At 66.6% G+C, this 22,004-nt stretch carries 19 protein-coding genes; 13 read left to right on the top strand and 6 right to left on the bottom strand.

Annotated features, from left to right (window positions below; genetic code table 11):
* Positions 1-39 precede the first annotated feature (39 nt).
* Positions 40-2,625 (bottom strand): EAL domain-containing protein, encoded by a 2,586-nt coding sequence (locus OOZ48_RS06185; protein WP_269496621.1) that lies wholly within the window; start codon positions 2,623-2,625, stop codon positions 40-42.
* 341 nt (positions 2,626-2,966) lie between these two features.
* On the opposite strand from OOZ48_RS06185, the gene OOZ48_RS06180 reads away from it, so the two are divergent.
* Positions 2,967-4,175 (top strand): glycine C-acetyltransferase, encoded by a 1,209-nt coding sequence (locus OOZ48_RS06180; protein WP_269496620.1) that lies wholly within the window; start codon positions 2,967-2,969, stop codon positions 4,173-4,175.
* 16 nt (positions 4,176-4,191) lie between these two features.
* On the top strand, positions 4,192-5,217 hold the full coding sequence (gene tdh, locus OOZ48_RS06175) for an L-threonine 3-dehydrogenase (protein ID WP_269496619.1): 1,026 nt from the start codon (positions 4,192-4,194) through the stop codon (positions 5,215-5,217).
* Positions 5,218-5,261: 44 nt separating this feature from the next.
* Here tdh and OOZ48_RS06170 read toward each other — a convergent pair whose 3' ends face one another.
* Positions 5,262-6,254 (bottom strand): asparaginase, encoded by a 993-nt coding sequence (locus tag OOZ48_RS06170; RefSeq protein WP_269496618.1) that lies wholly within the window; start codon positions 6,252-6,254, stop codon positions 5,262-5,264.
* Entirely contained in the window at positions 6,254-7,543 is a 1,290-nt protein-coding gene (locus OOZ48_RS06165; RefSeq protein ID WP_269496616.1) for a Glu/Leu/Phe/Val family dehydrogenase, read from the bottom strand. Before OOZ48_RS06165 ends, OOZ48_RS06170 begins: the two co-directional genes overlap by 1 nt.
* 248 nt (positions 7,544-7,791) lie before the next feature.
* On the opposite strand from OOZ48_RS06165, the gene OOZ48_RS06160 reads away from it, so the two are divergent.
* Genes OOZ48_RS06160 through OOZ48_RS06150 form a run of 3 tightly spaced genes read left to right on the top strand, consistent with a single transcriptional unit; the run spans position 7,792 to position 10,762 of the window.
* Positions 7,792-8,544, top strand: a complete 753-nt coding sequence (locus OOZ48_RS06160) for a phosphoadenylyl-sulfate reductase (protein ID WP_442867544.1) — start codon at positions 7,792-7,794, stop codon at positions 8,542-8,544.
* A gap of 8 nt (positions 8,545-8,552) precedes the next feature.
* The gene (cysD, locus tag OOZ48_RS06155) at positions 8,553-9,461 is read left to right on the top strand and encodes a sulfate adenylyltransferase subunit CysD (RefSeq protein WP_269496612.1); all 909 of its coding nucleotides are present in this window, start codon (positions 8,553-8,555) and stop codon (positions 9,459-9,461) included.
* Positions 9,461-10,762, top strand: coding sequence for a sulfate adenylyltransferase subunit 1 (locus OOZ48_RS06150; RefSeq protein ID WP_269496610.1), 1,302 nt, complete (start codon positions 9,461-9,463; stop codon positions 10,760-10,762). The genes cysD and OOZ48_RS06150 overlap by 1 nt, the downstream gene beginning before the upstream one ends.
* Before the next feature lie 30 nt (positions 10,763-10,792).
* Here OOZ48_RS06150 and OOZ48_RS06145 read toward each other — a convergent pair whose 3' ends face one another.
* The gene (locus OOZ48_RS06145; protein ID WP_269496608.1) at positions 10,793-11,467 is read right to left on the bottom strand and encodes a Crp/Fnr family transcriptional regulator; all 675 of its coding nucleotides are present in this window, start codon (positions 11,465-11,467) and stop codon (positions 10,793-10,795) included.
* Positions 11,468-11,625: 158 nt separating this feature from the next.
* Between OOZ48_RS06145 and OOZ48_RS06140 the strand changes: the two genes are divergently transcribed.
* From OOZ48_RS06140 to OOZ48_RS06105, 8 genes are all read left to right on the top strand, one after another.
* Entirely contained in the window at positions 11,626-12,390 is a 765-nt protein-coding gene (locus OOZ48_RS06140; RefSeq protein ID WP_269496606.1) for an ABC transporter ATP-binding protein, read from the top strand.
* The gene (locus OOZ48_RS06135) at positions 12,380-14,344 is read left to right on the top strand and encodes an AMP-dependent synthetase/ligase (protein WP_269496604.1); all 1,965 of its coding nucleotides are present in this window, start codon (positions 12,380-12,382) and stop codon (positions 14,342-14,344) included. The genes OOZ48_RS06140 and OOZ48_RS06135 overlap by 11 nt, the downstream gene beginning before the upstream one ends.
* On the top strand, positions 14,341-15,225 hold the full coding sequence (locus tag OOZ48_RS06130) for a branched-chain amino acid ABC transporter permease (RefSeq protein ID WP_269496603.1): 885 nt from the start codon (positions 14,341-14,343) through the stop codon (positions 15,223-15,225). Before OOZ48_RS06135 ends, OOZ48_RS06130 begins: the two co-directional genes overlap by 4 nt.
* A 4-nt stretch (positions 15,226-15,229) precedes the next feature.
* Positions 15,230-16,303 carry a branched-chain amino acid ABC transporter permease gene (locus OOZ48_RS06125; protein ID WP_269496601.1) on the top strand — a complete coding sequence of 358 codons (1,074 nt, stop codon included), beginning with the start codon at positions 15,230-15,232 and terminating at the stop codon, positions 16,301-16,303.
* Positions 16,304-16,342: 39 nt separating this feature from the next.
* Positions 16,343-17,611, top strand: a complete 1,269-nt coding sequence (locus OOZ48_RS06120) for an ABC transporter substrate-binding protein (protein ID WP_269496599.1) — start codon at positions 16,343-16,345, stop codon at positions 17,609-17,611.
* Positions 17,608-18,399: an ABC transporter ATP-binding protein gene (locus tag OOZ48_RS06115; protein ID WP_269496597.1), complete on the top strand. Its 792-nt coding sequence runs from the start codon at positions 17,608-17,610 to the stop codon at positions 18,397-18,399. Before OOZ48_RS06120 ends, OOZ48_RS06115 begins: the two co-directional genes overlap by 4 nt.
* A 16-nt stretch (positions 18,400-18,415) precedes the next feature.
* Entirely contained in the window at positions 18,416-19,678 is a 1,263-nt protein-coding gene (locus OOZ48_RS06110; RefSeq protein ID WP_269496596.1) for a phenylacetate--CoA ligase family protein, read from the top strand.
* Between the two features lie 103 nt (positions 19,679-19,781).
* A complete protein-coding gene (locus tag OOZ48_RS06105; protein ID WP_269496595.1) occupies positions 19,782-20,798 on the top strand; it encodes an amino acid ABC transporter substrate-binding protein in 1,017 nt (338 codons plus the stop codon).
* 48 nt (positions 20,799-20,846) lie between these two features.
* On the opposite strand, the gene OOZ48_RS06100 is transcribed toward OOZ48_RS06105, so the two are convergent.
* Positions 20,847-21,320: a hypothetical protein gene (locus OOZ48_RS06100; protein ID WP_269496593.1), complete on the bottom strand. Its 474-nt coding sequence runs from the start codon at positions 21,318-21,320 to the stop codon at positions 20,847-20,849.
* Positions 21,321-21,399: 79 nt separating this feature from the next.
* On the bottom strand, positions 21,400-22,004 hold a 605-nt coding region (locus OOZ48_RS06095), incomplete at its 5' end, for an MBG domain-containing protein (RefSeq protein WP_269496591.1).

Below are 22,004 nucleotides of genomic sequence, written 5' to 3'. Positions count from 1 at the left end.
GTCCCCGACCGGCCGGGCGGCGTGCGCCGCCGGCCGGCCTCAGCCCCGTGGCCCGGGCCGCTGCTGGCGCACGCGTGCCAGCCAGTCGTCGATCGGCATGGGGCGCGCCATCAGGTAGCCCTGCAGCGCGTCGCAGGCATGCCGCAGCAGGAAATCCGCCTGCGGCCGTGTCTCGACGCCCTCGGCCACGACCCGCAGCCCGAGTTGTTCGGCCATGGCCAGGATCAACTGGGCGATGGCCATGCTGTCGGGATCGTTCGGGATGTCCTGGACGAGGCTCTTGTCGATCTTGAGCTCATAGAGCGGCAGGCGCTTGAGGTAGGCCAGGTTCGAGTATCCCGTGCCGAAGTCGTCGATCGAAAAGCGGATGCCCAGGCGATTGAGCTCGCCCATGCGCTCGGCCGTGGCGTGGATGTCGCGGATCAGCACCCCTTCCGTGATCTCGAAGATCAGGCGGTTGCCCGGCGCACCGGTGCGTTCGAGCATGTCGCGCACGTACTGGACGAAGTTCGAGTCCATCAAGCGCTTCGGGCTGATGTTCAGCGACACCGGGTAGATTTCGTCGAGCGCCTGCAGATCCAGCAGGGTCTTGCAGGCGACCTCCAGCGTCCAATCGCTCAGGTGGCTGATCAGGCCGGTTTCCTCGGCCAGGGGGATGAACAGGGCGGGCGATACCGCCCCGCGCGTGGGATGCATCCAGCGCGTCAGCAGTTCCGCGCCCGTCACGCGGCCGCCTTGCGCATATTGGGGCTGCAGGTGCATCTTTAGCTGAGGTGTGTTCAAGGCCAGGGTCAAGTCGTGTTCCAGCCACAGGCGCTGCTCGACCTCGGATTGGATGTCCTGCTCGTAGAAGACCACGCAATTGCCGCCGCGCTGCTTGGCGCGGTGCATGGCCATGTCGGCCTCGCGCATCACGTCGTCCATCGAGGTGCTGCGCGCCTGCAGCAAGGTCAGCCCGATGCTGGCGCTCAGCACGCAAGGCTTGCCCTCGACGATCAAGGGGTCGTTCAACAGGGCGAGCCGCAGTTTCTCGGCCACCGACATGGCATTGCGCGCGCCTTCCTCGATGCCGGTGCCAAGCTGCGTGAGCAGGACCATGAACTCGTCGCCGCTGACCCGCGAGACGGTGTCGCGCTCCCGGGTGCTGGTCACCAGCCGGCGGGCGACCTCCTGGAGGATCCGGTCGCCGACGGCGTGACCGCGCGCGTCGTTGATCTTTTTGAAGCTGTCGAGGTCGAGCGTCAGCAGGGCGCCGAACACCTGGCCACTGCTGACGCTCTCGAGGGTCTGTCCCAGGCGGCTGAGCAGCATCCGGCGGTTGGGCAGGTCGGTGAGCGTGTCGTAGAACGCCAGGCGGTGCACCTGCTCTTCGGCTTGCATGCGGTCCGTCGTGTCAGTGAGGATCGCACAGACCGCCTCGACCGATCCGTCGGCATTGTGCAGGGGTACCTTGATCGACAGGAAGGTGTGCTGCTTGTGCGTGGCGGTGGAGGTCAGCCGTTCCTGGAGGGCCACCCGCTGCTCGAGGTGCAGGACCTGCTGGTCGGATTGCTCGATGACCTCTACGGTGCGTGTGTCGTCGATCAGCTCGCGGTTGTGCCGCATGAGCAGGTCCTGGGCATCCAGGCCGAAGAACTCGCAGACCTTGCGGTTGGCGTATAGATAGCGCCGCTCGCGGTCCTTGATGTAGATCATCGCGTCGACGGTATCGAGAATGGTGTTGAGACGGTGTTCGCTGGTGAGCAGCCGCTGGCGCTGCCGGCGTTCCCGCCGCTGAAGGCGCAGCGCGACGATGAGGACGAGTGCCAGCATCGCCGCCAGGGCGCCGACGATCCCGCTCTGGTACCAGGCGGCCTCGGGCCGCGGCTGGGGGTTGCGCCAGTGTGCCAGGATCTGGAAATAGATCGAGTCGGGATCGGCCTGCCAGGTGCCGAGGTATTCGTCGATGCGCGCGAGCACGGCGGTGTTGCGGCCCTTGGGCGCGGCAAAGAATGCCTTGGTGGGCTGGAAGATGATGGGCGTGGACACCAGTTGGTATTTCTGTGCCGTGAGTTCGCCGAAGAAATAGTCCGAGACCACCCCGTCGGCCTGCCCGGCCTGGACCTGTTCGAATCCCTGTGTCAACTGGCTGACCGTTGTCAGGCGCACCTCGATGCCCAGCGTCCGCAGGAGCGTGCTGAGGTAGTCGTACTGGGCCGAGCCGGCGAGCACCGCCAGGCGCATGCCATCGAGGTCCTGGAGGGTGCGCAAGGTATTGCCCCGCGGCGCATACACTTGCGACCAGCTGTGCAGGGCGGGAATGTGGTGGAAGTCGATCGAGCGGGCGCGCTCGGCCGTGTAGAACACGTCGGGCAGCAGGTCGATCGCGCCGTTCTCGAGTTGCCGCATGCAGGCGGCCCAGTCGCAGGCCTCGATGGTGAGGGTCCAGCCCTCGCGCCGGGCGATCTCGTTGAGCATCTCGCCCAGAATTCCGCCGGGCCGCCCGTCGGGCGTGATGTAGATGTCGGGCGGCTGGTCGTAGATGCCGACGCGCAACGCCGTCGCATGCGCCGCCTGCGGGCCGGCCAATACGGCGATCAGGGACGACAGGAGGATGCTTCGGAGGTATCGGATGGTGATCCGCATGGGTCTGGGTCGGGCGTCGGATGATCGCTGATCGGAGGATTAGGCCGATCCATTCGACGGCCCTCGTCGACCGTGGTTGATCGGAGGAATTGATCGGGCTGCATTGCTGGACAAAAATTGTTGACGATATTATCAGTTCGCCAACAACCACTACAAGGCCCGGGACCCGGGTGCGCGGTAGGGATCAATAATGACGATACGGAAAACACAGGCCCAAGGTCAATCCCCCAATGCACGAAGAATGCCGGCTGCGCATGGGCTCCGCCATCCCCGGTATCGCGATGAGAGGATAAAATAACGCCTCTCGTCCCTCGCGGTCATCAACCTCAAAAAGGTTCTTCATGTCACAGCGTTTCCTGGATGAGGCGCGCGCCCGGATCGGGCAGCTGCGCGCCGATGGGTTCTACAAGGCCGAACGCGTCATCGCCAGCCAGCAGGCCGCCGGGATCCGGCTGGCCGGCGGCGCCCGGGTCCTGAATTTCTGCGCCAACAATTACCTGGGCCTGGCCAACGATCCGCGGCTGATCGACGCGGCGCGCGAAGGGCTGGAGACCGGCGGATTCGGCATGGCCTCGGTGCGTTTCATCTGCGGCACGCAGTCCGGGCACAAGGCGCTGGAATCGGCGCTGGCATCCTGGCTGGGCATGGGCGATGCGATACTCTATTCCAGTTGCTTCGACGCCAATGGCGGCCTGTTCGAGGCCTTGCTCGACGAACACGACGCGATCGTCAGCGACGCATTGAATCATGCCAGCATCATCGATGGCGTGCGCCTGTGCAAGGCCCGGCGCTATCGCTATGCGAACAACGATATGACGGACTTGCGCCGGCAGCTCGAGGCGGCCCGCGCCGCGGGCGCGCGCCACGTGATGATCGCCACCGACGGGGTGTTCTCGATGGACGGCGTGATCGCCGACCTGCGTTCGATCTGCGACCTGGCCGAGGAGTTCGACGCGCTGGTCATGGTCGACGACTCGCATGCGGTCGGCTTCATGGGCGAGGGCGGGCGCGGCACGCCCGAACATTGCGGCGTGCGGGGGCGCGTGCACATCCTCACCGGCACCCTGGGCAAGGCCTTGGGCGGCGCCTCGGGCGGCTACGTGGCGGCCGATGCCGCCGTGGTCGAGCTGCTGCGCCAGCGCTCGCGGCCTTACTTGTTTTCGAATTCGCTGGCGCCCGCCATCGTCGCGGCCTCCCTGCGCGTGATCGAGCTGCTGGCCGGCGCCGAAGGCGCGGCCCAACGCCGGCGCGTGCATGCCAACGGGCGGCGCTTTCGCCAGGCGATGCAGCATCTGGGTTTCGAGCTGGTGCCGGGCGAGCATCCCATCATCCCGGTGATGCTGGGCGATGCCGCGCTGGCGGTGCGCATGGCCGACGCCTTGCTGGACGAGGGTGTGTACGTCATCGGGTTCTCGTATCCCGTGGTGCCCAAGGGGCAGGCACGCATCCGCACCCAGATGAGCGCGGCGCACACGCCCGAGCAGATCGACGAGGCCGTCGAGGCCTTTGCGCGGGTGGGCCGCGCCCTGGGCGTGATTCCCCGCAACTGACCACAGGATACGCATCATGCGCGCATTGGCGAAGCTGCACCCGGTCGAAGGGCTGGAGCTCATCGAGACCGATCGTCCCCATGTCGGCCACAACGACATCCTCATCCGCATCCGCAAGACCGCGATCTGCGGCACGGACATCCACATCTGGAAATGGGACGAATGGGCGGCCCGCACGGTGCCCGTGCCCATGCACGTCGGCCACGAGTATGTCGGCGAGGTGGTCGAGATCGGCCAGGAGGTCCGGGGCTTGCAGGTCGGCGACCGGGTCTCCGGCGAGGGCCACATCACGTGCGGCCATTGTCGCAACTGCCGGGCTGGACGCCGCCACCTGTGCCGCAATACCTCGGGCGTGGGTGTGAACCGGCCCGGCGCCTTCGCCGACTACCTGGCGATTCCGGCCTTCAATGCCTTTCGCATCCCCGACGACGTGCCCGACGACCTGGCGGCGATCTTCGATCCGTACGGCAACGCCACCCATACGGCGCTGGCCTTCGACCTGGTGGGCGAGGACGTGCTGATCACGGGCGCGGGACCGATCGGTGCGATGGCCGCGGCCATCGCCCGCCACGTGGGCGCGCGCAACGTGGTGATCACCGACGTCAACGACTATCGGCTGGACCTGGCGAGCCGCATGGGCGCGACCCGCGCGGTGAATGTGGCGCGCGAGGACCTGGCCGAGGTCATGCGCGAGCTGGGCATGAGCGAGGGCTTCGACGTGGGCCTGGAGATGTCCGGCGTGCCCAGCGCCTTTTCCTCGATGCTTGCGCAGATGAACCACGGCGGCAAGATCGCCATGCTGGGCATCCTGCCCGATGGGGTCGGCGTGGACTGGAGCCAGGTGATCTTCAAGGGCCTCGAGATCAAGGGTATCTACGGTCGCCAGATGTTCGAGACCTGGTACAAGATGGTCGCCATGCTGCAAAGCGGCCTGGACCTGACGCCCATCCTGACCCACCGGTATCCGGTGTCGGAGTATCGACAAGGTTTCGACGCAATGCTGTCGGGCCGCAGCGGCAAGGTCATCCTGGACTGGCACTGAGCGCGGCGGGATCGGGCCGGCCGCCTCAGCGCCGGTCCCTGGTTTCAGGCGTCCTTCAATGCCATGCGGATCGCGTCGGTGTCCAGCCCGGTCGCCAGGGCCAACCGCAGCAGGGTGCGGGCCTGCTGGGGATTGAGCCCATGCGAGGCCAGGATACCGTCGCGCGCGTCGGTGGCCTTGGCCGTGACCTCGCCATGCGGCACGCGGCTGGCGCGTACGCACTGGATCCCGTGGCGCCGCGCCCGCGCGCAGCCCCGTATCGCCGCCGGGCTGAGGCTGCCGTTGCCCAGGCCCGCCACCACGATCCCCGCCGCCCCCGCCTCGATGGCGGCCTGGTACAGGTGCTCGCCGGCATCCTGGTGGTCATAGAGGATGTCGACCGCGGGTAAACCGCGCAGCCCCTTGAGGGGAAAGGCGGCCGTCGCCGGCAGCGCCGGGCGCTGCAGGATGCGCACCGTGCCGTCGCTGATCCCGCCGAGCGTGCCGGGACCTTCAGCCCTGAAGGCATCCACCCGGGTGGTGTGGCCCTTGGCGATGTGGCGCGCCGCGAGGATGCTGTCGTTCATGGCCACCAGGATGCCGCAGTCCCGGCTGAGCGGATCGCGGGCCACCAGCAGGGCGTTGTACAGGTTCAACGGGCCATCGGCGCTCAGGGCGGATCCTGGGCGCATGGCGCCCACCAGCACCACGGGCTTGGGGTGGCGGATCGTGAGATGCAGGAAAAACGCGGTTTCCTCCAGCGTGTCGGTGCCGTGCGTGACGACGACCCCGTCGACCGCCGGATCGCGCAGCAAGGTGTCGATGCGGCGCGCCAGCCGCAGCACCCGCGCGGTCGAGAACCGGCGGCTGTCGACGTTGAAGACCTGCTCGCAGCGGATCGCGCCCAGCGCCTCGGCGCCGGGCACTGCCGCCAGCATGGCCTCGATGCCCTCGGTCACCGCATAGTCGGTGAGCTGGCTGGCGCGCCCGGCGGTGGAGGCGATCGTGCCGCCGGTGCCCAGCAGCACCAGGCGCGCCGGCGCGCGGCCCATCGTCATCAGGGGTACAGGCCGCGCACCTGGCGGGCCTCGAGGATGCGCGTGCAGGCCACGATGAACGCCGCGGTGCGCAGCGACACTTGATGTTCGCGCGCCACGCGGGACATGGCGCCGTAGGCCGCGCGCATCATGGCCTCGAGGCGGTGGTTGATTTCCTGCTCGGTCCAGAAGAAGCTGGAGAAATCCTGCACCCATTCGAAGTAGCTGACCGTGACGCCGCCGGCGTTGGCCACCACGTCGGGCACGATCATGGTGCCCTTGGACGAGATGATGTCGTCGGCCTCGGGGGTCGTCGGGCCGTTGGCGCCTTCGACGAGGATTTTGGTGTGGATCAGGTCGGCGTTGTCGTGGGTGATCTGGCCTTCGAGGGCGGCCGGGATGAGGATCTCGGTTTCCAGCGACCAGAATTCCGTGGGCGTCAGCGATTCCGTATCCGGCGCCCCGGCCACGCCGCCGGTGGTGCGCACGTGGTCGAACAGCGCGAGGATGTTCAGGCCGTGGGCGTTGTGGACGATGCCGGTGTGGTCGTAGATCGCCACGACCTTGGCGCCGGCCTCGTACAGCAGGCGTGCCGCGGTGCCGCCCACGTTGCCGAAGCCCTGCACGGCCACGCGGGCGCCCTTGATCTCGATCTGACATTCGCGCGCCGCCTCGCAGGCCGCCACGTAGACGCCGCGCCCCGTGGCCTCGACGCGGCCCAGGCTGCCGCCCAGCGCCACGGGCTTGCCGGTGACCACGCCGGTGGCGGTGCCGCCCTCGTTCATCGAATACGTGTCCATCATCCAGGCCATGGTCTGGGCGTTGGTGTTGACGTCGGGGGCGGGGATGTCCTTGTTGGGTCCGATGATCACGCCGATCTCGCTGGTGTAGCGGCGCGTGATGCGCTCGATTTCGGCCTGGGAGTAATTGCGCGGGTCGATGCGGATGCCGCCCTTGGCGCCGCCGAAGGGCAGGTTGACCGCGGCGGCCTTGACGGACATCCATGCCGACAGGGCCATGACCTCGGACAGGGTGACGTCCTGGTGATAGCGCACCCCGCCCTTGCCGGGCCCGCGCGAGGTGTTGTGCTGGACGCGATAGCCCTCGAAATGGGCCACCTCGCCGTTGTCCAGCTCGACGGGGATGTCCACGATCAGGATGCGCTTGGGGCGTTTCAGGGTTTCGATCCAGCGCGCAAGCGAACCCAGGTAGGGCGCCACGCGGTCCACCTGCTCGAGATAGATGCCCCAGGGCCCCGGATCGTTCGGATTCAGGTAGGAAGGCAGCGAATGCGGCACGGGTTCTGTCATGACGGTAGCCTATTGAGGATGATCTGAAGAATGAGTAATGGCGAAGGCTACATTCTAGTATCGTGTCCGATGAATACGCATCCCTGAAACCGCCTCCGCGCGGTTTCCTCGGGGGATGCGTCCCCAGATGCACGCGCGTGCCGGCCCGGTTATAAGAAATCAACGATTAATTCGTTCCTGCGCCGCGCCGCCCGATGCACACTGTCCTTCCTTGCCCGGGGAAACGCTGGGCGGTCACCGCAGGGAGGATGGACGTGCCAACGAGTATTGACGGATCGCCGGATTCGGCCTGGGCGGCCTTGCGGGCGGAACTCGCGCGCATCGCCGCGGCCCATCCCGACGCGCTGCTGGCGTCCTCGATGGGGGTGGAGGACATGGTCCTCATCCATGCGCTGGCCCAGGTGGCGCCGCGCCTGGAGGTGTTCATGCTGGACACCGGGCGCCTGCACGCCGAGACCCTGGCCATGGTCGACGTCCTCGCCGCGCGCTACGGCGCCACGCTGCGGATCGTGCGGCCCGACCCCGAGGCGGTGCAGGCGCACGTCCAGGCGCACGGCGCCTATGCCTTCTATGACAGCGTCGAATTGCGCAAGGCCTGTTGCGGGATCCGCAAAGTCGAGCCCTTGCGCCGGACGCTGGCCGGCCGTTCCGCCTGGATCACGGGACAGCGGCGCGAGCAGTCCGTCACGCGCAGCGGCCTGGATGTCGAGGAATGGGACGCGGCCTTCGGCCTGCGCAAGTTCAACCCCCTGGCGGCCTGGACCAGCGAACAGGTCTGGGCCCTGGTGCGTGCCCTGGACATTCCCTACAACCCGCTGCACGACCGCGGCTACCCCTCGATCGGCTGCGAACCCTGTACCCGGGCCGTACAGCCGGGTGAGGATCCCCGCGCGGGCCGCTGGTGGTGGGAGCAGCGCGACAGCCGCGAGTGCGGCCTGCACGCGGGCAACCTGGCGGGCCGGCGCCCCGGCGTGGTGGCGCGCGATCCCGCTCTTCGATGAGGATGGACATGACTGAACTGAAACTGCGCACGCACCTGGACTGGCTCGAGTCCGAGGCGATCCACATCCTGCGCGAGGTGGCTGCCGAATGCGCCCGGCCGGTGCTGCTGTTTTCCGGCGGCAAGGACTCGGTGGTGCTGCTGCGCCTGGCCGAAAAAGCCTTCCGGCCCGGCCGTTTCCCCTTCCCCCTGATGCACATCGACACAGGGCACAACTTCCCCGAGGTCATCGAGTTCCGCGATCGGCACGTGGCCAAACTGGGTGAAACCCTGGTCGTGCGCTCGGTCGAGGATTCGATGGCGCGCGGCACTGTGGTGCTGCGCCATGAGACCGACTCGCGCAATGCCGCACAGGCCACCACATTGCTGGAGGCGATCGCCGAGTTCGGCTTCGATGCCTGCATCGGCGGGGCGCGGCGCGACGAGGAAAAGGCGCGCGCCAAAGAACGCATCTGCTCTTTTCGCGACGAGTTCGGCCAGTGGGATCCCAAGGCCCAGCGTCCCGAGCTCTGGAACCTGTACAACACCCGGGTGCTTCCGGGAGAGAACATCCGCGTGTTCCCGATCTCGAACTGGACCGAACTGGACGTCTGGCAGTACATCGAGCGCGAGAACCTGGACCTGCCCTCCATCTACTACGCCCACGAGCGCGAGGTGGTGCGCCGCAACGGCCTGCTGGTGCCCGTGACACGGCTGACGCCGCCGCGCGAGGGCGAGCGCGCCGAACGCCTGACGGTGCGTTTCCGCACCGTGGGCGATGTGTCCTGCACCTGCCCGGTGGCTTCGACGGCTGCCACGCCAGCGGCCATCATCGCCGAGACCGCGGTGACCACCGTGACCGAGCGCGGCGCCACCCGCATGGACGACCAGACCTCCGAGGCCTCGATGGAACGGCGCAAGAAACAAGGATATTTCTGATGAACGCGATCAATGAACAATGGCCGGATGCGCGGCAGACGCAGGTGCTGAGGCTGATCACCGCCGGATCGGTGGACGACGGCAAATCCACCCTGATCGGCCGCCTGCTGTTTGACAGCAAGGGGGTGTTCGCCGACCAGTTGCAGGCGATCACCGGATCGAAGTACGCGCGCGCCCCGGACAGCGCCCTGGATCTGGCCCTGCTGACCGACGGCCTGGAGGCCGAGCGCGAACAGGGCATCACCATCGATGTGGCCTACCGGTACTTTGCGACGCCCGCGCGCAAGTTCATCGTCGCCGATGCGCCGGGTCACGAGCAGTACACCCGCAACATGGTGACCGGCGCCTCGACGGCCCAGGCGGCCATCATCCTGATCGACGCCAGCCGCGTGCGCGAGGGCGAGCTGCTGCCCCAGACCAAGCGTCACAGCACCCTGGCGCGTCTGTTGGGGCTGCGCCACCTCATCGTGGCCGTCAACAAGATGGATCTGGTGGATTGGGACCAAGCCGTCTACGAGCGCATCCATGCGGCGTATCGCGAGCTGGCCGGGCGGCTGGGCATCGAGTCCTTCCACATCCTGCCGCTGTCCGCGCTGTCCGGCGACAATGTGGTCCAGCCGTCCGAGCGCACGCCGTGGCATGAGGGTCCGCCCCTGCTGTCCCTGCTGGAGGCGCTGCCGCTCGACGAGGCCGCGCGGGCTGCCGAGCCGCGGTTTTTCGTGCAGTGGGTGATCCGCCACAACGGCAGCGGCCGGGACGCCTTCCGCGGCTATGCGGGGCAATTGGCCGGCGGCCTCTGGCGCCCGGGCGACGCCTTGCGGGTGCTGCCCAGCGACGAACCCGTGCGCATCGCCCGGATCCTGCGCGGCGACGAGGAACTGGAGGCCGCGCGCGATGGCGACAGCGTGACGCTGGTGCTGGATCGCGACGTCGATGTGTCGCGGGGGGACTTGCTGGTCGGTGCGCAGGCCCGGACCCAGACGGGGCGCGACTTCGAGGCCGACCTGTGCTGGCTGGACCAGCAGGCCCTCAATCCGGCGCGCCTGTATTGGCTCAAGCAAGGCACGCGGCTGACGCAGGCCCGCGTGCAAGCCGTTCACAGCCGGCGCGACATTCACGAACTGCGCGCGGTCGACTGGAGCGGCACGCTGGCGATGAACGACATCGGGCGCGCCAGCCTGCGCACGCGCGATCCTCTGGTGCTGGACAGCTACGAGCGTCAACGGGCGACCGGCGCCTTCATCCTGATCGACATGGCGACCAACCAGACGGCCGCGGCGGGCCTGATCCGGGCGGCTTGACGGCGGGATGCCGACGGGCGCCGGCGTCTTTCAGAGCCCGTAGTGCTTCAGGCCTTCGAGGTCCAGGACCTGGACCGCGCCGTACTCGACCTTCAGCAGGCTGGCGGCCTCGAGGGTCCGCAGGGCCCGGTTGGTGCGCTGGCGCGAGATTCGCGCCAGGTAGCCGATTTCCTCCTGGGTGATCTCCAGGCGCATCGAGTCGCTGGGGTAGAGCAGGGGGTTGAACAGTTCCGCCAGGCAGCGCGCGACCCGGGCGTCGGGCGCCAGCAGCCGATCGTACTCGGCCTTGCCGATGAATTGCGCCACCCGCTCGTTGAGTTGGTGCAGCAGGTAGCGGTTGAAGGGAATGCTGTTGTCCAGCAGCCAGTAGAAGGTGTCGCCGCGCAGGCGCGCGATCGTGCTGTGGCGCAGGGCCACCACATCGTACTTGCGCGCCTCGTGCTTGAGCAGCGAACCCTCGCCGATCCAGCCGCCGGCGGGCACCCCGGTGAGCGAGGCCATCTTGCCGTCCGCGTTGCTCACGGAGACCTTGATCAGTCCCTCGAGAACGCCGATCCAGGCGTCCGCGACGCCCCCCTTGTGCTCGACGATGGTGCCGGCCGGAATGGTGGCCGGGGTCGTGTCCCGGGCGACACGCGCCTGCTGGTCCGCATCCAGGAGATCGAACCATGCGGCATGGGTCTGCAGCATCTGTACGATATTCATGGGTGATTACCCTAGGACTGGAGCGAATGTCATATACGTGACAGTTGGTCAGGTGCCTACACTGTATCTTAGACGGAACAAAACGTGTTTCAGATCGGTGTTCACGAGAATCTGGGAGGGCTTCGGTGTCGGGTGCTGCGGGTTCGAATGAAGGGGTATTGTCTCTCAAGCATGTCAGCCGATGGTTTGGCGGCGTCCAGGCCCTGGCCGACGTTTCCATGGACGTCGGCCAGGGCGAGATCTATGGCTTGATCGGCCCCAACGGCGCGGGCAAGACCACGCTGATCAACGCGATCACCGGCTTCTATCCTCCGCAGGAAGGCACGATCAGTTTCGAGGGGCGTTCGCTCAACCGGATCCACCCCCACCGCGTCGCCCGTGACGGCATCGCCCGCACATTCCAGAACGTCGCCCTGTTCAAGGGCATGAGCGTGCTCGACAACATCCTGCTGGGCCGCCATATCTTCATGCGGCCCAGCGCCCTGGCATCGCTGTTCTATTGGTGGTGGGCCCAAAAAGAGGAAATCGCCCATCGCCACAAGGCCGAGGAGATCATCGACCTGCTGCAGCTCGAGAGCGTGCGCGACGAGCCCGTCGAGATCATTCCCCTGGGCCTGCAGAAACGGGTCGAACTGGCCCGCGCGCTGGCGGCCGAGCCCCGCCTGCTGATCCTGGACGAGCCCATGGCCGGCATGAACCAGGAGGAAAAGGAATACATCGTGCGTTTCATCCTGGATGCCCAGGAGGCGCTGGACCTCACCATCCTGCTGATCGAGCACCACATGGACGTGGTCACGGCGATCTGCGGCCGCGCCCTGGTGCTGAACAACGGACGGGTGGTCACCGAGGGGCCTGTGGCACAGGCCGTGAACCATCCGGACGTCGTGTCGGCCTACATCGGAGGAGTGTCGGATGACGAATGAACATTCCGACGCACGCCGGCCGGATGTGGGCCACGATGACGGCGACCACCTGCTCGCGGTGCTCGCCGGCAATGCCCGCGCCCATGGCGACGCCGTGGCGATGCGCGAGCGGGATCGCGGGATCTGGCAGGAATATTGCTGGTGCGAGTATCTCGACCAGGTCCTGGGCGCCGCCGCCGGCCTCGAGACGCTGGGCGTGGCGCCGGGCGACAACGTGCTGGTCATCGGCGACAACCGGCCGGCGCTGTATTTCGGGATGCTGGGCACGATCGCCCTGCGCGCGGTGCCCTCGCCGGCGTATCCCGACACGCCGCCCGACGAACTCTTCGGCCAATTGGATCGCGAGGGCGTGCGCTGCGCGATTGCCGAGGACCAGGAACAGGTCGACAAGCTGCTCGACCTGCGCGAACGCCATCCGGCGCTGCAGTGGATCATCTACGACGATCCACGGGGGCTGACCGGCCAGGTGCCCGACGGCGTGATCGCATTCACCGAGCTCGTGCGCCGGGGGGCCGATCGCCTGCGCGAGGAACCGGGCCTGCGCGACGCACTGCTGCAGCGCCCGCGCGCCGACGACGTCGCGGTGCTGCTGCATTCCTCGGGCACCACGGGCGCACCCAAGGCGATTCCGCTGAAACACCGGCATGTCCTGTTTGCCGTGCGCTGCGCCGCCGAGGCCGGCTATTTCGAAACCGGCGAGACGCACATGGCCTACATGCCCATTGCCTGGGTCGGGGATTTCATCTTTTCGATCGGCGCGGCCCTGGCGCTGCGTTTTTCCGTGAACATCCCGGAAAACCAGGAAACCGTGCAGCACGATCTGCGCGAGATCGCGCCCACCGTATATTTCACCTCGCCGCGGGCATGGTCGGCGATGTTGACGCGGGTACAGGTCGGCATCGAGGAGTCGAGCCCGTTCAAGCGCAGGCTGTTCCAGCACTTCATGCCGTTTGCCATCCGGCTCGAGCGCGCGCGGCTGCAGGGCGTCCAGCCCAGTTTCGCGCAACGGATGTGGCGCGGTCTGGGCGAATTCCTCATCTATGGGCCGATCAAGGACCAGCTGGGCCTGGCGCGCGCGCGGCGCTCGTACACGGCCGGCGAGGCGATCGGCGAGGAGGTCTTCCTGTTCTTTCGCGCCTTGGGGCTGGATCTGCGCCAGTTCTACGGCCAGACCGAGAACAGTGCGCTGTGCGCCGCCCAGGAACCGGGGTCGGTCAAGCTGCACACCGTCGGGGTGCCCTTCCCGGGCATCGATGTCCGTGTCAGCGATTCCGGGGAAATCCTGGTGCGCGGCGGCAATGTGTTCGACGGCTACTACCAGAACCCCGACGCCACGGCCGAGGTCCTGCAGGACGGGTGGCTGCATACCGGGGATGCCGGCCATATCGAGGCGGACGGTCAATTGGTGGTGCTCGGCCGGGTGTCCGAGGTGGTCCATACGGGCGGCGGCGAGCGCTTCATACCGACCTATATCGAGAACCACCTGAAGTTCAGCCAATACATCAAGGATGTCTGCGTGATCGGCGCCGGCCGCGATTATTTGTCGGCGCTGGTGGCCATCGACTGGGACGCGGTGGGCCATTGGGCACAGGAGCGCGGCGTGGCCTATACCTCGTTCGCCGAGCTGTCGCAAAAACCCGAGGTCTACGGTGTGATCGGGGATGTGATCGGGCATGTCAACACCCTGCTGCCCGAGGCCGTGCGAATCCGCCGCTACGTCAACCTGCACAAGGAATTCGATCCGGATGACGGCGAGGTCACGCGCACGCGCAAGCTGCGCCGGGGCGTCATCGAGGCGCACTATCGCGACATCATCGACGCGGTTTACGCGGGCCGGGACGCGATCGAGTCCGAGGCGCAGATCACGTATGAAACCGGCGCCTCGGGCGTGCTGAAGCGGCATCTCGTGATCCGCGACGTCCCCTCGACGGCCGGCGCGGAGGTGGCTGCATGAACATTGAATTCTTTCTCGAACTGCTCGCCAATGGCGCCTTGACGGGGCTGATGTACGGCATGGTGGCGCTGGGGATCGTGCTGATCTACAAATCCTCGGGGGTGCTCAATTTCTCGCAGGGCGCCATGGTCATGACCGCGGGCTACGTCACCTGGCTGATGACGTCCTTCGGTTTGTCGATCTACGCGGCCGTGGCGCTGGGCATTGTCGCGATGTTCGTCTTCGGCCTGTTGATCGAACGCCTGCTGCTGCGCTCCATGGTCGGCCAGCCGATCATCATGATCGTCATGCTGACGCTCGGGCTGGACGTCTTCCTGCGGGGACTCGTCCCCGGGATTCTCGGCACCTCGCCCAAGCACCTCGACATCGGGGTGGGCATGGCGCCGTTGATTCTGGGCGACGTCTTCATCAACCGGGTCTACCTGGTGGGCGGTGTGGTGGCCCTGGCGCTGTTTGCCCTTGCGGCCCTGTTCTTTCGCACCCGGCTGGGAACCAAGCTGCGGGCGGTATCCGACGACCATGTCTCCAGCTGGTCGGTGGGGATTTCGGTCGAGCATGCCGTGGCGATGTCCTGGGGCCTGGCCGGTGTCTGCGCGGTCGGTGCGGGCACGATCTGGGGCACCGTGCAGGGGGTGGAATGGTCCCTGACCGCCTTGCTGTTCCCGGCCGTGGCCGTGGTCATCCTCGGCGGCATCGACAGCATCCTCGGGGCGCTGCTGGGCGGCATCGTGGTCGGCGTCCTGGGCAGCGTCATTCCGGGCTATGTCGATCCGCTGGTCGGCGGCAGCACGCGCGACGTGGTGACCTCGATCATCATCCTGTTGACCATCATGATCCGGCCGTACGGCATGTTCGGCCGCGAAGACATCGAAAGGATATAGGCCCATGTTCTATCGGCTCTCCGGCGTCCATCACACCCGTTATGCCTCGGCCCGGCAGCTCTGGCCGCTGCCGGCCGATCGCTGGCAGGTCGCCGCGGTCTTCGTGCTGGCGGTGGCGGCGCCCCTCTATATGTCCGACCTGTACCTGTCCAGCTACATGCTGCCGTGGCTGGTCTGGAGCACCGCCACGCTGGCCCTCACGCTGTTGATGGGGGTCGCCGGACAATTGCACTTCGGCTTCGGCGCCGTCATGGCGATCGGGGCCTACACCAGCATCCACCTGACCCAGGCCGGCGTGCCCTTCGAGCTTGCCCTGCTGGTGGCGGGCCTACTGGCCGCGCTGATCGGCTGCCTGTTCGGGGCGGCGGCGCTGCGCGTCAAGGGCCTGTACCTGGTCATGGCCACCTTGGCGATGCAGTTCCTGGTGGATTGGGTCATCGTCAATGTCAAGGCGATCTCGGGTGGCGCGGTGGCCACTTTGCAGGCGCCCGCCGTCGAATTTCTGTGGATACCCGTGGACACGCTGGTCGCGCGCTATTACGTGGCGCTGTTGTGGGCGGTGATCGTGACCTTGCTGATGCTCAACATCAAGCGCACGAGCTTTGGCCGGGCCCTGGTGGCGGTGCGGGACAAGGACTTCGCGGCGGCCGTGATCGGCGTGAACATCTTCAAGTACAAGCTGCTGGCCTTCTTCACCAGCTCCTTTCTGGGTGGCGTGACGGGAGCGATCCTGGCCTTCTGTTTCTACCGGGCCGTCACGCCGCAGCAGTTCAGCTTCGATATTTCGATCCAGCTCGTCGCCATGGTGCTGGTCGGCGGGCTGGGCAGCACGATCGGCGCCTTCCTCGGCGCGGGCTTCGTGCTGCTGGCGCCGATCGTGCTTTTGAACATCGTCGCACCCATGGTCGAGGCCGGCTGGCTGCCGGTATCGGCGTCATTGATGGCCCACATTCCGCTGATGATCTACGGCGCCATGATCATCGGGTTCCTGCTATTCGAACCTTTGGGCCTGGCCAAGATCTATGACAACGCCCGGAAATATTTTCTGGTCTGGCCGTTCCGTCACACTCAGAGTTGAGGTCGCATTTCGTGTCATCACGCACAGGAGGAGGTCAACATGAGACATAGCATCCGTTCAATGGTCGGCAGCGGTCTAGCCGGCGCCGCGATTCTTGCAGCCGGCCTGGCCGGCGGGGTCGCCCATGCCCAGGACAAGGCGCCCATCAAGGCGGCGACCTTGCTGGATTTCACGCGCGTCTATACGTTCCTGACGGACGAGTACAGTCAGGGCCAGCAGGACTACATCAAGCTGCTCAACATGGAAGGCGGCATCGACGGCCATCCAGTCGAATTGATCGTCCGGGACCAAGGCAGCCAGCCCCAGCAGGGCATCGCGCTGTATAACCAGGCGCGTCAGGAAGGCGCCATCTTTTTCGACTTCCTCAGCACGCCGGTCGCGAATGCCGTGATGCCGCGCGCCAATGAGGACCATTTGCCGATGATGACGTTCGCGCATGGCCGCGCCGACGCCATCGATGGACAGCGCTTCCCCTTTGTCTTCCCGTCTGCGGCCATCTACCGGTCACAGGCGGCCCTGCTGCTGCAATACATGGATGAGCACGGAGGCCTGAAGGACAAGAAGATCGCCTTCGTCCATATCGACTCGCCCTTCGGGCGCGAACCCCTCGCGCTGCTCGAGGCCATGGCCAAGACCAAGGGCTTCACGCTCAAGGCCTTCCCCTATGCGGTCCCGGGCACCGAACAGTCCGCGGCCTGGACCGACGTACGCCGCTTCCGGCCCGACAATGTCATCATCTGGGGCGCGGGTCCGGGCCAGGCGGTTTCGATCCGCGGTGCGATTTCCAACGGCATATCGCCCAAGAGCATTTATTCGGTGATCTGGCTGTCCGAGACCGACATGCGTTCGTTCCAGGGCGATGCCGTCGTCGGCGTCAAGCGCTTTACTGCCGTCAACACGGGCGCCGATTCGGCCATCCTCAAGCGCATCAGTGAAAAGGTCATCGACGCCGGCAAGGGGACGGGCGATGCCAAGGTCGTGGGTTCCACCTACTACAACATCGGGGTGGCCAGCATGGCGATCATGGCGCAAGCCGCCAAGCAGGCGCTGGACACGCAAGGGGCCCCGCTCACGGGCGACAAGCTCAAGGCCGGCTTCGAAATGATCAAGGACTTCGACGCCGAGGGCCTGATGCCGCCGCTCACCATCACCGACAAGGATCACCAGGGCGGCGGTTGGGGCCGCGTGTCCGAATGGGATGGCGACAAGTGGGTGCCGCTGAACGATTGGGGTCATGCCTACCAGGACGTGGTCTGGCAGCTGGTGCGTGACGATGCCGAGAAGGCGGCCAAGGAGGCCAAGAAGTGAGCTTGCTCTCACTGAACAATGTCGAGGTGGCCTATGACAAGGTCTTCCTCGCCATTCGCGGCGTTTCGCTGGACGTCGAGGAGGGCTCGATCGTGGCCATCCTCGGCGCCAACGGCGCCGGCAAGTCCACCACGCTGAAGACCATCAGCGGCCTGCTGGCGCCCGAACGCGGCGCCATCAGGCGTGGACAGGTGAATTTCCGGGGCGAGGACATCGGCCACCACAGCCCGCCGCAACGAGTGCGCATGGGCCTGGTCCACGTGCTCGAAGGGCGGCGGATTTTCGAGCACCTGACGCCGGATGACAATCTGCTGGCGGCCTATCCGGGCCGTCGGGCCAAGAGCCGCTACGGCGACCTCAGGGACCAGGCCTACACCTACTTTCCCCGGCTGGCGGAGCGCTCGCGCACCAAGGCGGGGTATCTGTCGGGGGGTGAGCAGCAGATGCTGGCGATCGCCCGGGCGCTGATGACCGAGCCGCAGCTGATCATGCTGGACGAACCCTCGCTGGGCCTGGCGCCGGTGCTGGTGAAAGAGATCTTTGCCATCATCCGGACGATCAACCGCGAGCATGGCACCAGCGTCCTGCTGGTCGAGCAGAACGCCCGGGCGGCGCTCGACATCGTCGATCACGCCTATCTGCTCGAGAACGGCAACGTGGTCATGAGCGGCTCGGCCGCCGCGCTCAAGCAGAATCCGGATGTCCAGGAGTTCTACCTGGGCGGCGGCGGCAAGGTCGACTACCACAACGTCAAGCATTATCGCCGCCGCAAGCGCTGGCTGGCCTGAGCACAAGGGAGTAGGCATGCAGGCTTTTTTCGACGTCCGCGAAACCCAGCCGGAGGACGGGCGCGAGCGTGATCTGTTCGCGCGACTGCCGGATTTTCTGCGGGCGGCGGTCAGGTCGGCGCCGGCTGTGGCACGGCAGCTGCAAGGCTTTGACCCCGCCGGCCTGTCAGACCGGGCGGGCCTTGCCCGCGTGCCGGTGCTGCGCAAGAGCGAGCTGCTGCAGATCCAGCATGGGGCTCGTCTCGCCCATGCGGGCGCCGGCGAGCGCGATCGGGTGTTCGGCGGCTTCTCAGCGATCGGCTGGGATCGGGCGCGCCGCGTCTTTGCCTCGCCCGGGCCGATCTACGAGCCCGAGGGCCCGCGGCCGGATTACTGGGGTTTTGCCCGCGCCCTGCATGCGGCGGGCGTGCGGCCGGGCTGCCTGATCCATAACTGCTTTTCCTATCACTTCACGCCGGCCGGATCGATGATGGAGACCGCCGCCCACGCCTTGGGCTGCGCGGTGTTTCCAGGCGGCGTGGGCCAGACCGAACAGCAGGTGCGCGCCATGGCGGACCTCGGGCCGGACGCCTATACCGGCACGCCCAGTTTCCTGCGGATCATCCTGGAGAAGGCGGACGAGATGGGTGTTTCCCTACCGTCGCTGCGCCGTGCGCTGTTTTCGGGCGAGGCCTATCCGCCGTCCCTGCATGCCTGGTTCCAGGCGCGCGGCATCCAGGGCTACCAGGCCTACGGCAGCGCCGACCTGGGGATGATTGCCTACGAATCCGAGGCGCGCGAAGGTCTGATCCTCAACGAGGACATGATCCTCGAGATCGTACGCCCGGGCACCCATCAGCCCGTCCCCGAGGGCGAGGTCGGCGAGGTCGTCGTCACGACGCTCAATCCGGACTACCCGCTATTGCGTTTCGGTACCGGCGATCTCTCGGCCGTCCTGCCGGGCGCGTCGCCCTGCGGGCGCACCAACGTCCGGATCGCGGGCTGGATGGGCCGTGCGGACCAGACGACCAAGGTGCGCGGCATGTTCGTCCATCCCGAGCAAGTGGCCGGCATCCTTGCGCGGCATCCCGAGGTCCTGCGCGCCCGCCTGGTCGTTTCGGGCGTCGCGGGGCACGATGAGATGACCTTCAAGGTCGAGGCCCGTGGCGAGGCGCCGGTCGAGGCGCTGGCCGCCAGTGTGCGCGAACTGACCAAGTTGCGGGCGCGGGTCGAGGCGGTGGCGCCTGGCAGCCTGCCCAATGATGGCAAGGTGATCGAGGACGCGCGCAATTACGAGTAGGGTTCCGCGGCCTCATGCCGCCGCCCGCCCGATCATATGACCGAACGCCATGAAGCCTTGGGGTAATATTTCCCTTTGCATTCCGGTTCTCGAGGAGACTTCCATGCGCGGATTCAAGTATGCGGCGGGCCTGCTGGCTGTGGCGGCTGTCGTGCCGCTGGCCCAGGCGGACACCCTGGATCTCGTCAAAGAGCGCGACGCGGTGCGTTGCGGCGTGACGACGGGCTTTGCGGGTTTCTCGGCCCCCGACGCCAAGGGCGACTGGAAGGGCCTGGACGTGGACATGTGCCGCGCGGTGGCCGCCGCGGTGCTGGGCGACGCCGCCAAGGTCAAGGTCGTGCCCCTGAACGCCCAGCAGCGCTTCACGGCCCTGCAGTCCGGCGAAATCGACCTGCTGGCCCGCAATACCACCGTGACTCTGACGCGCGACACCAGCGTGGGCGCGATCCATGCGGCCATCAATTTCTACGACGGCCAGGGCTTCCTGGTCGCCAAGTCGCTGGGCTTGAAGAGCGCCAAGGACATCGACGGCGCGACGGTCTGCATGCAGACCGGCACCTCGAACGAGAACACCATGGCCGACTGGGCTCGCGCCAACGGCGTCAAGTACACGCCGGTGGTGATCGAGCAGTTCAACGAGGTGGTCAATGCCTTTGCGTCGGGCCGCTGCGACGTGTTCACCACCGACGCCTCGGGCCTGGCCTCGATCCGGATTTCGAAACTGTCCAATCCCGATGACTACGAGGTCTTGCCGGAGATCATCTCCAAGGAGCCCCTCGGGCCGTTCGTGCGCCAGGGCGACGATGCCTGGCTGAACGTCGTCAAGTGGTCCTTCAATGCCATGATCGGCGCCGAGGAATTGGGCCTGACCTCGGCCAATGTGGACGAGGCGCTGGACAGCGCCAATCCCAACGTGCGCCGCCTGCTGGGCGCGACCCCCGGCGCCGGCAAGGACCTGGGCGTGGACGAGAAATGGGCCTACAACATCATCAAGCAGGTCGGCAACTACGGCGAGTCCTTTGAACGCAACGTCGGCCGGGACAGCCCCTTGAAGATCCAGCGCGGCCTGAACGCCCTGTGGACCGACGGCGGCCTGATGTATCCCCTGCCGGTGCGCTGAGGCCGAACCCCGCGCCGGCCCGGCCCGTGGCCGGCGCGGCCGGCGTCCTCAGGCGCGCCGGCGGTAGACCAGGCTGATGCGTGCAAAGGCCGCCTGCAGCTCGGGCGTTCCGGCCTGGAAGGTCACGGGGCGTCCTTTCTGGACGAAGCACACCAGTTTTTTCGAGGCCACCAGCGGGATGAACTTGGTGGACTGGATCTGCTCCCAGGGCACCTCGCGCCGGGTGATCCAGCTTTGGCGCAGGCCGTATTCCGAGATTTCGGTCTCGGACGTCCAGATGCCCCAGGCCATTACCAACAGGGCGGCGACGCACACCAGCGCGGCACCGGCGACCATGGGCGCAATCTGCTGGCCGGCCTCGCTGCTGGCCGTGGCGATCAGACGGGCGAGGATCAGCAGCATGATCAGCCACGCGATCACCCCGATCCAGCGGGGCCAGGCGCGCCCGCGCAACGGCAGGGCGCCGATCTGGGCCAGCAGCTCGGCGTGTTCCTCGGGGGAGGGCTTGGCGAATGGGCTCATCAAGATTGGTATGACCGTATGTGGTAAGGCAGTGTACTGCATGAAGCAGCCGCGATATGGTGGCCAAGCGTCCACCTCCTTACTCGCCGGATGCTTCCCCTGAATGGCGGATGCCCAGAGCCACGGAATCGTCTTCGATGGCAAGGTAGGGAATGCCGCCTCGACCCGGTGCGCCGTTTTGATCGAGAGCCAATCGGATTTCGGGCGGGATCTCGGTTGGGTCCTGAGCATACAGGCCCGAGGTCGCCCAGAGGTTGCCGCCGGAGGGTATCGTTGGGTTGGGGGCCGGTAACTGGGGCTGAGGGGCGGGCAGGATGTTCAGAAGACCGTCCAGGAAATTGATGACGTAGTTGTCGCTGAACAGGCCGTAGGGTGTGATCTTGTATCTGCCAGCGTCGATGGCCCCCTGACTGTTGCCGCCGTAGGCCAGGGCGCCGCTCAGGGCATCCTGTGTTTCGCCATTGACCAGTCCATCCAGCCGAATGCCGTTGCCGCCGCTCCAGGCAACGCCATCATGGGTTTTCGCCGCATCCAGCGCTGTGACGGCTAGAGCTTTTGGGGTGATGGTCAGGCTGCCGTCGCTGTAGGTAATGGTGTAGTTGGCGGCATTGAAGGTGCCGCCGCTGGCGTTGCTGACGGCGACGGAGTAGGGGGTGCCGCCGTTGACGGCGGCACTGGCGGCGG

The organism is Castellaniella sp. S9 (genome assembly GCF_027257175.1).
Classification (GTDB): Bacteria; Pseudomonadota; Gammaproteobacteria; order Burkholderiales; family Burkholderiaceae_B; genus Castellaniella.
This window is presented reverse-complemented; position numbering and strand designations above follow the sequence as displayed.